Source organism: Streptomyces albidochromogenes (genome assembly GCF_005981925.1).
Taxonomy (GTDB): domain Bacteria; phylum Actinomycetota; class Actinomycetes; order Streptomycetales; family Streptomycetaceae; genus Streptomyces; species Streptomyces albidochromogenes.
Genome location: NZ_VBVX01000039.1, coordinates 18,128 through 32,916, shown reverse-complemented (window position 1 = coordinate 32,916; position 14,789 = coordinate 18,128). Strand labels below are relative to the sequence as shown.

Annotated in this window: 10 protein-coding genes; 2 read left to right on the top strand and 8 right to left on the bottom strand. The window is 70.5% G+C overall.

Annotation, left to right across the window (positions count from 1 at the left end; all coding sequences use genetic code 11):
• Window positions 1–11: 11 nt before the first annotated feature.
• Both pruA and E2E34_RS08150 read right to left on the bottom strand, forming a co-directional pair.
• Entirely contained in the window at window positions 12–1,643 is a 1,632-nt protein-coding gene (gene pruA, locus E2E34_RS08155; protein WP_138901247.1) for an L-glutamate gamma-semialdehyde dehydrogenase, read from the bottom strand.
• A 57-nt stretch (window positions 1,644–1,700) separates the two neighbouring features.
• Complete coding sequence (locus E2E34_RS08150; RefSeq protein WP_138901246.1) at window positions 1,701–2,627, bottom strand: proline dehydrogenase family protein; 927 nt, start codon at window positions 2,625–2,627, stop codon at window positions 1,701–1,703.
• A 173-nt stretch (window positions 2,628–2,800) separates the two neighbouring features.
• Between E2E34_RS08150 and E2E34_RS08145 the strand changes: the two genes are divergently transcribed.
• Window positions 2,801–3,946, top strand: coding sequence for a PucR family transcriptional regulator (locus E2E34_RS08145; RefSeq protein ID WP_208765179.1), 1,146 nt, complete (start codon window positions 2,801–2,803; stop codon window positions 3,944–3,946).
• Window positions 3,947–4,267: 321 nt separating this feature from the next.
• Window positions 4,268–4,861 carry a peptidase inhibitor family I36 protein gene (locus tag E2E34_RS08140; RefSeq protein ID WP_138901244.1) on the top strand — a complete coding sequence of 198 codons (594 nt, stop codon included), beginning with the start codon at window positions 4,268–4,270 and terminating at the stop codon, window positions 4,859–4,861.
• A 187-nt stretch (window positions 4,862–5,048) separates the two neighbouring features.
• Here E2E34_RS08140 and serA read toward each other — a convergent pair whose 3' ends face one another.
• From serA to E2E34_RS08110, 6 genes are all read right to left on the bottom strand, one after another.
• On the bottom strand, window positions 5,049–6,641 hold the full coding sequence (gene serA, locus E2E34_RS08135) for a phosphoglycerate dehydrogenase (RefSeq protein WP_138901243.1): 1,593 nt from the start codon (window positions 6,639–6,641) through the stop codon (window positions 5,049–5,051).
• A 241-nt stretch (window positions 6,642–6,882) separates the two neighbouring features.
• The gene (ilvC, locus tag E2E34_RS08130) at window positions 6,883–7,884 is read right to left on the bottom strand and encodes a ketol-acid reductoisomerase (protein WP_138896397.1); all 1,002 of its coding nucleotides are present in this window, start codon (window positions 7,882–7,884) and stop codon (window positions 6,883–6,885) included.
• A gap of 123 nt (window positions 7,885–8,007) precedes the next feature.
• Entirely contained in the window at window positions 8,008–8,535 is a 528-nt protein-coding gene (gene ilvN / locus E2E34_RS08125; RefSeq protein WP_138896396.1) for an acetolactate synthase small subunit, read from the bottom strand.
• Window positions 8,536–8,561: 26 nt separating this feature from the next.
• Window positions 8,562–10,421 (bottom strand): acetolactate synthase large subunit, encoded by a 1,860-nt coding sequence (locus E2E34_RS08120; RefSeq protein WP_138901242.1) that lies wholly within the window; start codon window positions 10,419–10,421, stop codon window positions 8,562–8,564.
• 204 nt (window positions 10,422–10,625) lie between these two features.
• A complete protein-coding gene (locus E2E34_RS08115) occupies window positions 10,626–13,514 on the bottom strand; it encodes a putative bifunctional diguanylate cyclase/phosphodiesterase (protein ID WP_138901241.1) in 2,889 nt (962 codons plus the stop codon).
• Window positions 13,515–13,826: 312 nt separating this feature from the next.
• Complete coding sequence (locus tag E2E34_RS08110; protein WP_138901240.1) at window positions 13,827–14,765, bottom strand: 2-hydroxyacid dehydrogenase; 939 nt, start codon at window positions 14,763–14,765, stop codon at window positions 13,827–13,829.
• Window positions 14,766–14,789: the final 24 nt, after the last annotated feature.

Genomic DNA, 14,789 nt, shown 5'->3' with positions numbered 1-14,789 from the left:
CCGGGGGGCGGTCAGCCCTGGTGCGGGTAGGTGTAGTCGGTCGGCGGGACCAGGGTCTCCTTGATGGCCCGGGTCAGGGTCCAGCGCTGGAGGTTCTGGGGCGCGCCGGCCTTGTCGTTCGTGCCGGAGGCGCGGCCGCCGCCGAAGGGCTGCTGGCCGACGACGGCGCCGGTCGACTTGTCGTTGATGTAGAAGTTGCCCGCCGCATAGCGGAGCTTGTCCATCGTGTACGCCGCCGCAGCGCGGTCACCGGAGATGACGGCGCCGGTCAGCGCGTAGTCGGACGCCGACTCCATCTGCTCCAGCATGGCGTCGTACTTATCGTCCTCGTAGACGTGGACCGCGAGGATCGGGCCGAAGTACTCGGTCGTGAAGACCTCGTTCGAAGGGTCCGTGCAGGCGATGACCGTCGGGCGGACGAAGTAGCCGACCGAGTCGTCGTACGTGCCGCCCGCGACGATCGTGCAGGTCGGGTCGGCTGCGGCGCGGTCGATCGCGGCCTTGTTCTTGGCGAACGAACGCTCGTCGATGACGGCGCCGATGAAGTTCGACAGGTCGGTGACGTCGCCCATGGTGATGGCGTCGACCTCGGCCGCGAACTCCTCCTTGAAGCCGTCGTTCCAGATCGAGGCCGGGACGTACGCACGCGAGGAAGCGGAGCACTTCTGGCCCTGGAACTCGAACGAGCCACGGGTCAGCGCGGTCTTCAGCACGGCGCGGTCGGCGCTCGGGTGAGCGACGACGAAGTCCTTGCCGCCCGTCTCGCCGACGAGACGCGGGTACGTGCGGTACTTCTCGATGTTGTTGCCGACCGTCTTCCACAGGTACTGGAAGGTCTTGGTCGAGCCGGTGAAGTGGATGCCGGCCAGGTCGCGGTGGTTGAGGGCGACCTCGGAGACCTCGATGCCGTCGCCGGTGACCAGGTTGATGACGCCCTTGGGCAGCCCGGCCTCCTCCAGCAGCTGCATCAGCAGCACGGCGGCGTGCGTCTGCGTCGGGGACGGCTTCCAGACCACGACGTTGCCCATCAGGGCGGGAGCGGTCGGCAGGTTGCCCGCGATGGCCGTGAAGTTGAAGGGCGTGATCGCGTAGACGAAACCTTCCAGCGGACGGTGGTCCAGCCGGTTCCAGACGCCCGGGGAGTTCGCCGGCGGCTGCTCGGCAAGCAGGTCACGGGCGTACTTGACGTTGAAGCGCCAGAAGTCGACGAGCTCGCAGGGGGTGTCGATCTCGGCCTGCTGGACGGTCTTCGACTGGCCGAGCATGGTCGAGGCGGCCAGCGTCTCGCGCCACGGGCCCGACAGCAGCTCGGCGGCGCGCAGAATGATCGCGGCGCGGTCGTCGAAGGACATCGCGCGCCACGCCGGCGCGGCGGCCAGGGCGGCGTCGATGGCGTCCCGCGCGTCCTGCTGCGTGGCGTGGGCGGCTGTGCCGAGGACGGCCTTGTGGTTGTGCGGCTGTACGACGTCGAAACGCTCGCCACCGCCCATCCGCTTCTCACCGTTGATCGTCATCGGGAGGTCGACGGGGTTCTCGGCAAGCTCCTTGAGCTTGACTTCGAGACGCGCGCGCTCCGGCGAACCGGGGGCGTAGGTGTGCACCGGCTCGTTGACCGGGGCGGGGACCTGGGTCACAGCGTCCATGAGTTCCTTGACTCCTTTGTGAGGGGTGGAAGGGCTCGGCCCTAAGGTCAGCCTGGGTCAGTTCTTGGTGATCATCGAGCGGACGAAGAACAGCAGGTTGGCCGGCTTCTCCGCGAGGCGTCGCATGAAGTAGCCGTACCAGTCGGTGCCGTACGCGGTGTACACACGCATCCGGTGGCCCTCCGCCGCTAGCCGCACGTGCTCTTCGCTGCGGATCCCGTAGAGCATCTGGAATTCGTACTCATCCAGTTTGCGCCCGGCACGCCGCGCGAGCTCCTGGCTGACCGCGATCAGCCGCGGGTCGTGGGAGCCGATCATCGGGTAGCCGTCGCCCGCCATGAGGATCTTCAGGATCCGGACGTACGCCTTGTCGATCTCGGCCTTGTCCTGGAACGCGACGCCGGCGGGCTCCTTGTAGGCACCCTTGACGATACGGACGCGGCTCCCGGACGCGGCCAGGCGGCGCGCGTCGTCCTCGGTGCGGAACAGGTACGCCTGGATCACGCAGCCGGTCTGCGGGTAGTCCTTCCGCAGCTCCTCGTGGATGGCGAACATCGAGTCGAGGGTGGTGTGGTCCTCGGCGTCGAGCGTGACCGTGGTGCCGATCTCGGCCGCCGCCTCGACGACCGGGCGGACGTTGGCGAGCGCCAGCTCGTGCCCGCCGTCCAGCGCCTGGCCGAACATCGAGAGCTTCACGGACATCTCGGCCCGTTCGCCCAGGCCGAGCCCCTTGAGGTGCTCGATCAGCTCCAGGTACGCGTCCCGGGCGGCCAAGGCCTGCTCGCGGGAGGTGATGTCCTCGCCCACGACGTCCAGCGTGACCTCGAGGCCCTTGTCGGCGGCGTCCTGGACGATCGGGACGACCTGCTCGACGGTCTCACCGGCGATGAACCGGCCGACGACCTGTTTGGTGCCCGGCGCGGCCGACACGAAGCGGCGCATCTTGTCGCTGCGCGACGCGGCGAGGATCACGGGACCCAGCACGGGGCACCTCCACGGATAAGGCTTGAAGGGGGCCGTGACCTGGGGACAGGGCAACGGCACGGATAACCACCGTGAAATCTAAGGATCGCCCCGGCGGGCGGCCATCGACAGCTGTCACGCATCCGTGTCCCGTATCTCATACAGATGTCTGAAGGGGTGCGAGAATGGGAAGCGTGAAAGGCGATTACCAGGATCTGGTCGACGAGATCTCGGCGGTGCTCGGCGCTCCGGCCACGCTGGAGGACCGCGACTTCCGGCTGATCGCGTTCGGCGCGCACGACAGCGGCAGCGGGTTCGACGAGACGACCCTCGACCCGGTCCGCACCCGCTCCATCCTGACCCGCCGCTCGACGGCCGAGGTCCGCGCCTGGTTCGAGAAGTTCGGCATCGCCACCGCGGAGGGCCCCGTGCACATCCCCGCCGACCCGGCGGCGGGCGTCCTGCGCGGCCGGCTCTGCCTGCCCGTGCGGCACCGGGGCGTCGTCCACGGCTACGTCTGGCTCCTGGAGGAGGCCGACGGCCCGCCCGGGCCGGTGCCGGACGCGGCGATGGCGGTCTGCGCGCGGATCGGAGAGCTGCTGGCGGACGAGGCCCGGGCCCGCGCCGACCTCGGCCCCCGTCTGCTGACCCTGCTCACCTCGGAGTCCGCCGACAGCCGGTCCGCCGCGCTGGCCTCGCTGGGAGCGGCGCTGGGCGACTCGGGTCCGTACGCCCTGCTGTGCGTCGCCCCGTGGGCCGAGGCCGTGCCGGGTGTGCGCAAGGTCCCGGGTGCGGCCGTGCTGTGCCTGCTCCCGGTGCCCGGTCCGGCCGGCCCGCGCCTCGCCGCCCTGATCCGCGTCCGTACGAAGGCCGACCTCTCCCCCGCCCACCGCGCGGCCGGCGCTCTGCTCACCGCGCCGGGCCCGGTCGTCGGCATCGGCAACCCCGTCACGGCACTGGACGACCTGCCGGGCGCCTGGCGCGAGGCCTCCGCCGCCGCCCGCGCCGCCCTTGCCCGGCCGCACCTGGGGCCGGTCGCCGAGTGGTCGGGGATCGGCCCGTACCGGCTGCTGGCCGCGCTTCCCGACAGCGGTCCCGGTCACCCGGTGGACCCCGTCGTACGCCCCCTGCTCGAACCCGCGCACGCGCAACTGGCCCGCACGGCGGAGGCGTTCCTGGACTGCGCCGGCCAGGCGGGCCGCACCGCGAGCGCCCTGAACATCCACCGTCAGACGCTCTACTACCGCCTGTCCCGCGTGGAACAGCTCACCGGCCTCGACCTGCACAACGGCGAGGACCGGCTGCTGCTGCACATGTCGCTCAAGGCCGCCCGCCTGTAGCCCGGCGCCGCACAGCCGGCCGTAGCGCCGCGGCGGAACGGGACGCCGTCACGGGTTGACTCATTCCGTGCGGCGCGCACCCCGGCCGGTGGGCCCGTTCCAGGGGGACGTTCCCGCTCCGGTCCCACCGCGCGCCCTCACGACCGCCCCCGACCTGCGGCCACCCGGCGGGCCCGTCGCCGGCCGCCCGGGCGGCCGCGCATTCCGCCGCGCAAGGGGGCGTACGACCAGAAAGCCTCTGGAGACCCACCGGCCGCGTCACTAGCGTGTGCGTCGCTCCGGAGTGACCGGAGCGACGTGAGCGAAGGGAACGCACTCCCCATGCGCATCAGAACCAAGCTCGCCGTCACCCTCACCGCGGCAGCGACGGCTGTCGTGGGCCTGGCCGGCCCGACCTCCGCGTCGGTCCCGCTCGAAGCCCGGATCGCGTCCGAGGCGAAGCAGGCCGGACTCAGCGCGAGCGAGGTCGCCGGACTGCGGAAGCAGATCGACGAACAGCTCGCCCGCACGCCCGGCGGCAAGCAGATCGGCGTCAACCAGGTTTCCTGGCGCGGCGGCAAGACCGTCATGACCTTCCCGTTACCGGGTGAGAAGCGGGCCCGCGCCGTCAACGAGCCCGCAGGCGCCCTCGGCACACCGAACTGCAGCTATGCCTGGACGTGCCTGTACGAGCACTCCAACTTCGACGGCCGCCGGCTGACCTGGTCGGACTGCAACTTCGAGAATCTCGCCAACTGGGGCTTCAACGACAAGACGACGTCCTGGCACAACAACCAGACGCGCGGGACCCAGACGCGCGTCTACAACTGGACGGGCAGCGCCTGGGCCCTGCTGTGGACGTCCACCGCCCCATCGTCCAGCTCCTACGTCGGGAGCGCCAACAACGACAAGGCGGACGGCCTCTGGGTCTGCTGACGCCCGCCCGCTGAGGACCGGACCCGTCCCGCGCCGCCCCTTCCTTCGCCCCCCTGGCGGGGACGCGCGGACCGTGCGCCTCGCACCTCGGCGGTCACAGCACCGTGCCCGGGACGCGGACCGCTCGTACCTGTTCGTACGAGCCGTCCGTGCGTCCCGGGCACGGGGCGAAACCGCGCGGCGTGCGTCAGTCGGCCAGGTTCACGAAGCGGGCCGAGGACGCGCCGATCTCCTCGGCGATCTCGGTGAGCACCGCCGCCGGCACCGTGTCGTCCACGGAGAGCACGGCCAGCGCCTCGCCGCCCTGGTCGGCGCGCGAGACCTGCATGCCGGCGATGTTCAGGCCACCCTCGCCGAGGATGCGGCCGACCGTGCCGACGACACCGGGCCGGTCCTGGTAACGCAGGACGACCATGTGGTCGGCCAGCGTCAGGTCGATGTCGTGCTCGCCGATGCCGACGATCTTCTGGAGGTGCTTCGGGCCCGACAGCGTACCGGCGACCGAGACCTCGTCGCCGCCGGAGAGCGTGCCGCGCACGGTCACGACGTTCTTGTGGTCCGGGGACTCCGAGCTCGTCGTCAGGCGGACCTCGACGCCGCGCTCCTGCGCGAACAGCGGCGCGTTCACGTAGCTCACCGTCTCGTCGACGACGTCCTCGAAGACGCCCTTGAGCGCGGACAGTTCGAGCACCTTGACGTCGTACTGCGTGATCTCGCCGTACACCTCGACGTCGAGCCGCACCGCGACCTCGCCCGCGAGCGCCGTGAACATCCGGCCGAGCTTCTCGGCGAGCGGCAGACCGGGGCGTACGTCCTCGGCGATGACACCGCCCTGGACGTTGACCGCGTCCGGCACGAGCTCACCGGCGAGGGCGAGGCGCACGGACCTGGCGACCGCGATGCCCGCCTTCTCCTGGGCCTCGTCGGTGGAGGCGCCGAGGTGCGGCGTGCAGACGACCTGGTCGAGCTCGAACAGCGGGGAGTCGGTGCAGGGCTCCTTCGCGTACACGTCGAGGCCGGCGCCGGCGACCCGGCCCTCCTTGAGCGCGGAGTACAGCGCCGCCTCGTCGACGATCCCGCCGCGCGCCGCGTTGACGATGCGCACGGACGGCTTGACCTTGTGCAGCGCCTCGTCGCCGATCAGGCCGAGCGTCTCGGGCGTCTTGGGCAGGTGCACCGTGATGAAGTCGGCGACCTCCAGCAGCTCGTCGAGCGAGAGCAGCTTGACGCCCATCTGCGCGGCGCGCGCGGGCTGCACGTAGGGGTCGTACGCGACGATCTTCATGCCGAAGGCGGACATGCGCTGCGCGACCAGGACACCGATGCGGCCGAGGCCGACGACGCCGAGGGTCTTCTCGCTCAGCTCCACGCCGGTGTACTTGGAGCGCTTCCACTCGCCGTTCTTCAGCGCGGTGTTGGCCTGCGGGATGTTGCGCGCGGTGGCGACGAGCAGACCGCAGGCGAGCTCGGCGGCGGTGACGATGTTGGACGTCGGCGCGTTGACGACCATGACGCCGGCCTTGGTGGCGGAGGAGACGTCGACGTTGTCGAGGCCGACACCGGCGCGGGCGACGACGCGCAGCTTCCTGGCGGCCGCGATGGCCTCCGCGTCGACCTTGGTGGCGGAGCGGACGAGGATCGCGTCCACGTCGGCGATGGCCGGCAGGAGCTCTGCCCGGTCGGCGCCGTTGCAGTGCCGGATCTCGAAGTCCGGTCCCAGGGCGTCGACGGTGGCGGGCGACAGCTCTTCAGCGATGAGTACGACAGGTTTCGAGCTCACGTGAGTCCTCACTGGTCCTTTGCGGACGGCCGTCCCGACGGCCGCAGGCGGTGGAGGGGCTAGCCGCGTGGAAGACGCACGACGCTGTGGGCCTGACGCGTGTATGTAGGAAGCAGTCTAGTGGCGCTGGACAGCTGGTCTTCCGCCTCGACGGAAGGATCACCCGTCCGTGGCTGGACGTTCTGTCCAGTTGTGCGCGAAGGGCCGCGGCGACACGCCGCGGCCCCCCCGTGCCGGAGGCTTACGCCTCGTCGTTGTCGACCCAGCTCATGAGCTTGCGCAGCTCCTTGCCGGTGGTCTCCAGCAGGTGCTCGGAGTCCTGCGTCTTGTACTCGTTGTACTTCTTCAGACCGCCGTGGTACTCGTCCATCCAGTTCTTGGCGAACGTGCCGTCCTGGATCTCGGCGAGGACCTTCTTCATCTCGGCCTTGGTCTGGTCGGTGACCACGCGCGGGCCGGTGATGTAGTCGCCCCACTCGGCGGTCTCGGAGACCGACCAGCGCATCTTCTCCAGGCCGCCCTCGTACATGAGGTCCACGATCAGCTTCAGCTCGTGGAGGCACTCGAAGTACGCGATCTCCGGCTGGTAGCCGGCCTCGACCAGGGTCTCGAAGCCCGCCTTGACCAGCGCCGACGCGCCGCCGCAGAGCACGGCCTGCTCACCGAACAGGTCGGTCTCGGTCTCCTCGGTGAAGGTCGTCTTGATGACGCCGGCGCGGGTGCCGCCGATGGCCTTGGCGTACGAGAGCGCCAGCGCGAAGGCGTTGCCGGTCGCGTCCTGCTCGACGGCGGCGATCGCCGGAACGCCGCGGCCCTCCTCGTACTGACGGCGGACCAGGTGGCCCGGGCCCTTCGGGGCGACCAGGGCGACGTCGACGCCGGCCGGGGCCTTGATGAAGCCGAAGCGGACGTTGAAGCCGTGGGCGAAGAACAGCGCGTCGCCGTCCTTGAGGTTGTCCTTGACGGACTCCTCGTAGACCTGGGCCTGGATCGGGTCCGGGATCAGGATCATGATGACGTCGGCCTCTTCGGCGGCCTGCGCCGGAGTGACCACGCGCAGGCCCTGCTCCTCGGCCTTCGCCTTGGACTTGGAGCCCTCGTGCAGACCGACGCGGACGTCGACACCCGAGTCACGGAGCGACAGCGCGTGGGCGTGGCCCTGGCTGCCGTAGCCGATCACCGCGACCTTGCGGCCCTGGATGATGGACAGGTCGGCATCGTCGTCGTAGAACAGCTCGGCCACTGGGATTCTCCTTGTGTGCTGGTGGTACGTCCCACCGTACGGCGGGTGCGGAATGAAAGTGTTTGGGTCTCGCTATACGAGCAGATGACGCAGCGCTGTACGAGCAGCGGGACCGGTGTGCGGTCAGGCCGAGCGGTCGAGGGCCCGCAGGCTGCGGTCGGTGATCGACCGGGAGCCTCGCCCTATGGCGATCGTGCCGGACTGCACGAGCTCCTTGATACCGAACTGCTCCAGCATCTTGAGCATCGCTTCGAGCTTGTCGGCGCCGCCCGTCGCCTCGATGGTCACGGCCTCCGGGGAGACGTCGACCGTCTTGGCGCGGAAGAGCTGGACGATCTCGACGATCTGGGAGCGGGTCTCGTTGTCGGCCCGCACCTTCACGAGGACGAGCTCGCGCTGGATCGCGGCGGCCGGCTCGAGTTCGACGATCTTCAGTACGTTGACGAGCTTGTTCAGCTGCTTCGTCACCTGTTCGAGCGGCAGCGCCTCGATCACGTTGACCACGATGGTGATGCGCGAGATCTCGGGGTGCTCGGTGGTGCCCACCGCGAGGGAGTCGATGTTGAACCCGCGGCGGGAGAACAGGGCCGTGATCCGCGCGAGGACGCCCGGCTTGTTCTCGACCAGGACGGAGAGGGTGTGCTTGGACATGGGCTTGAAGTCTCTCTCTCGTCTGCTCAGTCGTCTTCGTTGTCGCCGAAGTCGGGGCGCACCCCGCGGGCGGCCATGACCTCGTCGTTCGAGGTGCCGGCGGCCACCATCGGCCAGACCATGGCGTCCTCGTGCACGATGAAGTCGACCACGACCGGGCGGTCGTTGATGGCGTTGGCCTCGGCGATGACCTTGTCGAGATCGGCCGGGTCCTCACAGCGGATCGCGTGGCAGCCCATGGCCTCGGACAGCTTGACGAAGTCCGGGATCCGGGTGCCGGCGCTCGGCTGCCTGCCGTCGGCGTCCGGGCCGCTGTGCAGCACGGTGTTGGAGTAGCGCTGGTTGTAGAAGAGGGTCTGCCACTGGCGGACCATCCCGAGCGCGCCGTTGTTGATGATGGCGACCTTGATCGGGATGTTGTTGAGCGCGCAGGTGGTGAGTTCCTGGTTGGTCATCTGGAAGCAGCCGTCGCCGTCGATGGCCCAGACCGTGCGGTCCGGCATGCCGGCCTTGGCGCCCATGGCGGCCGGGACGGCGTACCCCATCGTCCCCGCGCCGCCGGAGTTCAGCCAGGTGGCGGGCTGCTCGTACTGGATGAAGTGCGAGGCCCACATCTGGTGCTGGCCGACGCCCGCGGCGTAGATGGTGCCCTCGGGGGCGAGCTGGCCGATGCGCTGGATGACCTGCTGCGGGGAGAGCTGGCCGTTCTCCGGCAGGTCGTAGCCGAGCGGGTAGGTGTCGCGCCAGCGGTTGAGGTCGTTCCACCAGGCGGCGTAGTCGCCGGTGTTGCCCTCGGTGTGCTCGGCCTGGACAGCCTGCACGAGGTCGGCGATGACCTCGCGGGCGTCACCGACGATCGGCACGTCCGCGGCGCGGTTCTTGCCGATCTCGGCCGGGTCGATGTCGGCATGGACGATCTTGGCGTACGGCGCGAAGCTGTCCAGCTTGCCGGTGACGCGGTCGTCGAAGCGGGCTCCGAGGGCGACGATCAGGTCGGCCCGCTGCAGCGCGGTGACGGCGGTGACCGCACCGTGCATGCCCGGCATTCCCACGTGCAGCGGGTGGCTGTCGGGGAAGGAGCCCAGCGCCATCAGGGTGGTGGTGACGGGGGCGCCGGTGAGCTCGGCGAGGACCTTCAGCTCCGCGGTGGCGTTCGCCTTCATCACGCCGCCGCCGACGTACAGGACGGGGCGCTTGGCCTGGACGATCAGCTTCGCGGCCTCGCGGATCTGCTTGGCGTGCGGCTTGGTGACCGGGCGGTAGCCGGGCAGGTCCTGGCTGGGCGGCCAGCTGAAGGTGGTCTTCGCCTGGAGGGCGTCCTTGGCGATGTCGACCAGGACCGGGCCCGGGCGTCCCGTCGAGGCGATGTGGAACGCCTCGGCGATGGTGCGCGGGATGTCCTCGGCCTTGGTGACCAGGAAGTTGTGCTTCGTGATCGGCATCGTGATGCCGACGATGTCCGCCTCCTGGAAGGCGTCCGTGCCGATCGCCTTGGAGGCGACCTGGCCGGTGATCGCGACCATGGGGACGGAGTCCATGTGGGCGTCGGCGATCGGCGTGACGAGGTTCGTGGCACCGGGCCCCGAAGTGGCCATGCACACGCCGACCTTGCCGGTGGCCTGCGCGTAGCCGGTCGCCGCGTGACCGGCGCCCTGCTCGTGGCGGACCAGGACGTGGCGGACCTTCGTGGAGTCCATCAGCGGGTCGTACGCCGGCAGGATGGCGCCGCCGGGAATGCCGAATACCGTGTCGGCCCCCACTTCCTCGAGGGAGCGGATGAGCGACTGGGCGCCCGTCACGTGCTCGACAGTGGTGGCGTGGTGTCCGCCGTTACGGGGCCGCGGCTGCGGATGGTGGGCCCCGGAGGCCTGCTCGGTCATCGGCATTCTCTTCTCGAAGCTGAGGTTTTGCGAGGGTTTGGGGAGTGCCAGTGCAACAAAAAACCCCCCGTGCCGTGAGGCAAGCGAGGGGAGCGCGCCGGTGGGGTGTGCGGAGCCGCATGTGCGTGCTCCGCTTCAGCCGACGCGCTTTCCAAGTACGAGAATTCGGGTGCGCATGGCACTGACCCTCCCTCCGGCGGCCAGTGCCTGTCAAGTAGGTGGGACGGGCGTCTCACTATTTGAGCGCATTGGAGGGTGTGTGATCGTTTCGCTGCCGTTCGCGCCCACATGCCGCACGGGAAGTGATCCACCGGGCCCGCCGGCCAGGACGGGCAGCGCCGCCCCGCCCGGCAGCGGGAACTCCCCGCGCACCAGTGCCCGCCGCAGCCGGTACTCGTCGAGCGGGCCCGAGAAGGCCATGCCCTGCCCGTGTGTGCACCCCATGGCCCGCAGGGCCGTCACCTGCTCGGGTACGTCCACGCCCTCCGCCACGGACTGCATCCCCAGATCGCACGCGATCCGCAGCAGCCCGCTGGTGATCTTGTGCAGCCGGGCGGACTCGACGACACCCTCGACCAGCCCCCGGTCCAGTTTCAGTACGTCGATGGGGAGCCGGCGCAGCGCGTTGATGGCGGCGTACCCGCTGCCGAACCCGTCCAGCGCGATCCGCACGCCGAGTCTGCGCAGTGCCACCAGGCGCCGCTCCAGCTCCTCGAACGAGATCCGCGGGTCACTGTCGGCCAGCTCGATGATCAGCGAGCCGGAGGGCAGGCCGTGCCGGGTCAGGAGGGCCTCGATGGAGCCGAGCGGCAGGGATTTGTCCACCAGCCTGCGGGCGGAGAGGCGGACCGTCACGGGGACCTCGTGGCCCGCCCGGTTGCGCTCCGCCGCCTGCTCGACGGCCTCTTCGAGCAGCCAGCGGCCGAGCTCGGCCATGCGGGCGCCCTCCTGGGCGTCGCCGTTGTCGGCGACCCGCAGGAACTCGGCGGGGGTGAAGAGGATGCCCTGGGTGGAGCGCCAGCGGGCCTGAGCGGCGACGGAGACCACCTGGCCGGTGGTCAGGCTGACCACCGGCTGGTGGAGCAGCGCGAACTCGCCGTCGTGGAGCGCGGTGCGCAGCCGGGTGGCCAGCTCGGTCCTGCGGACCACGTCGGCCTGCATCTGCGGCGCGTACAGCTCGACGCGGTCCTTGCCGCCCGCCTTGGCCCGGTACATGGCCAGGTCGGCGTTGCGCATGAGGTCGGTGGGGCTGATGCCGGGCTCGGCGAAGGCGACGCCGATGGACGCGGCGACGCGTACGTCGTTGCTGCCGATGCGGTACGGCTGGGACAGGGTCAGGCGCAGCCGGTCGGCGATCTCGTGGACCTGGCACTCGCGCGCGGCCTGGTCCCTGGAGCCCTCGCCGACGATCAGGGCGGCGAACTCGTCGCCGCCGAGCCGGGCCGCGGTGTCACCCGCGCGGACGGAGTCCTGGAGGCGGCGGGCGGCCTGGATCAGCAGCTCGTCGCCGGCCTGGTGGCCGATGGTGTCGTTGACCGCCTTGAAGCCGTCGAGGTCGATGTAGAGCACGGCCGTGCCAGGGTCGCCGACGCGGCGGCCGCTCAGGGCCTGGCGGACCCGGGCGGTGAACAGGGCGCGGTTGGGCAGGTCGGTGAGCGGGTCGTGCTCGGCGTTGTGCTGGAGCTGGGCCTGGAGCCGGACCCGTTCGGTCACGTCCCGGCTGTTGAAGATCAGTCCGCCCTGGTGCCGGTTGACGGTCGACTCGACGTTGAGCCACTCCCCCGTGCCGGACTTGAACCGGCACTCGATGCGGGTGGTCGGCTCCTCGGAGGGGGGCGCGGCCAGGAAGCGGCGCACTTCGTGGACGACTCTGCCCAGGTCCTCCGCGTGGATCAGCGAGGCGAGCTCGGATCCGATCAGCTCCTCGGCCTCGCGTCCGTAGACGCCGGACGCGGCGGGGCTGACGTAACGCAATATGCCGGTGGGTGCGGCGATCATGATGACGTCGCTCGATCCCTGCACCAGGGAGCGGAAGTGGTTCTCCTTCTGCGCCAGTTCCTGGGTGAGGGAGATGTTGTCGACGAGCATGATGCCCTGGCGCACGACGAGGGCGAGCACGACCGTGCAGCCGGTGAAGACCACGACCCGGTCGACCCGGCGGCCCTCGATGACGTTGTAGAGGATGCCGAGCGTGCAGACGGCGGCGGCGAGGTACGGCGTGAGGGCGGCCAGCGAGCCGCCGATGGGGCGGCTGCCCGGATTGCGGTGGCCCCGGTGGTACGGAGCGCCCTCCCCCCATTGCTCCGCCCGGCGCGCGCCCCACGGCGCGTAGGCGAGGAGCAGCGAGCCGGCGAACCAGCCCGCGTCGAGGAGCTGGCCCGAGCGGTAGCTCTCGCGCAGCAGGGGCGAGGTGAACAGCGCGTCGCACAGCACGGTCGTGGCGAGGGCCGCGATCGCGGTGTTGATCGCCGTACGGTTGGCGTTGGAGCGCCGGAAGTGCAGCGCGAGCACCATGCTGACCAGCGCGATGTCGAGCAGCGGGTAGGCGAGGGAGAGCGCGGCGTGGGCCGTGCTCTCCGCCTCGAAGTGCGCGGTGTGCGCGAGCGCGAGGCTCCAGGAGAGCGTCAGCAGCGATCCGCCGATGAGCCAGGAGTCGAGTACCAGGCAGACCCAGCCGGCGCGCGTGACGGGGCGCTTGGCGAGGACGAGCAGGCCGACGATGGCGGGCGGACCGAAGCAGAGGAAGAAGAGGTCGGCGAACGAGGGTGAGGGAACCTCCCGCTGGAGCACCACCTCGTACCAGCCCCACACCGCGTTCCCGCAGGCCGCCATGGCGGAGGAGATGGCGAACAGCAGCCACGCGGGGCGAAAGCGGCTGTCACGCGCGCGTGCGTACAGGAAGCAGGAGACGGCGGCGATCAGGGCGGCGGCCGCGAGGCCGAAGTCGCCCATGATCAGTGCCACTTGCGCGGAGCCCCAGCCGAGGGCCGAACCGACGGCGTAGGCGCCGCAGACCAGCGCGAGGCCGAGCTGCGAGATCAGGCTCCCCCCGCCGCCGGGCGCCTGCTGCCGGGCGAGGAGTGCTCCCGGCGCACTCACCGGGCCGCCCTGACGCGCGGCGCCGCGGGCGCGGTGCCTTTCGCGCCGGCCGTGCGGAGGTTGTCGCCGGTGGCCCCGCCGCGTCGGATCCTTGGTCCATTCGCCGTGCATCGCCCGTCGCCCCCCTCACAGTCCGGTCGCTCCCCAGCGCCGTGACAATGCGCGGCGCAGCCCCTTGGACCGGACGATACACCAATCCCGTCACTCAGGGACATACTCCCTCTACTCTCCGTAACGAGTCAGGGGGCTGTCGGCACGCCGCGCATTCGAGTGGCTTCGGAGTGTGTCCGTTCTTGATCCGCTCCAAACCGCTCAGGGGGTGGTGAGCACGATGTTGCGCAGGGGGTCCCCGGCGGCGAAGCGGGTGAGCTGGTCGGCCATGAGGCGCTTGGCGCGCGGCATGAACGCCGACGTACTGCCGCCCACGTGGGGGCTGATGAGAAGGCCCGGAGCGTGCCACAGCGGGTGGCCGGCGGGCAGCGGCTCGGGGTCGGTGACGTCGAGCGCGGCGCGCAGACGGCCCGATTCGAGCTCGGCGAGCAGTGCCTTGGTGTCCACGACGGGGCCGCGCGCCACGTTGACCAGCAGCGCTCCGTCCTTCATGCGCGACAGGAAGTCGGCGTTCGCCAGGCCCTGGGTCGCCTCCGTCAGCGGAGTGGAGAGAATGACGACGTCGGCGGAGGGAAGCAGTCGGGGCAGGTCGGCCAATGGGTGCACCGGACCGCGCTCCGTTGTACGGGCAGAGCGCGCGACGCGCGCCACCCGCGCACATTCGAACGGCGTGAGCCGGTCCTCGATGGCCGCTCCGATGGAGCCGTACCCGACTATGAGGACGGACTTGTCGGCGAGCGCGGGATAGAAGCCGGCCCGCCACTCCTCCTGGTCCTGGCCGCGCACGAAGCCGGGGATGCCGCGCAGCGACGCGAGGACGAGTGCGAGGGTCAGCTCGGCGGTGCTGGCCTCGTGGACGCCCCGCGCGTTGCACAGGCGCACCCCGGAGTGCAGGTCGGCCAGGCCCGGCTCGACGTGGTCGATGCCGGCGGAGAGCGTCTGGACCACCCGCACGGAGGTCATGGCGGCGAGCGGGCGGACCGCGATCTCGGGGCCCTTCATGTACGGGACGACATAGAAGGCGCAGTCGGCGGGATCGGCGGGAAAGTCCTGGCCACCGTCCCAGAAGCGGTAGGTGAAGCCGTCGGGGAGGCCCTCCGTCCGAGGGGCGGGGACCGGCAGCCATACGTCTGAAGTCATGGCCCCGAGGCTATGCGAAGGGCG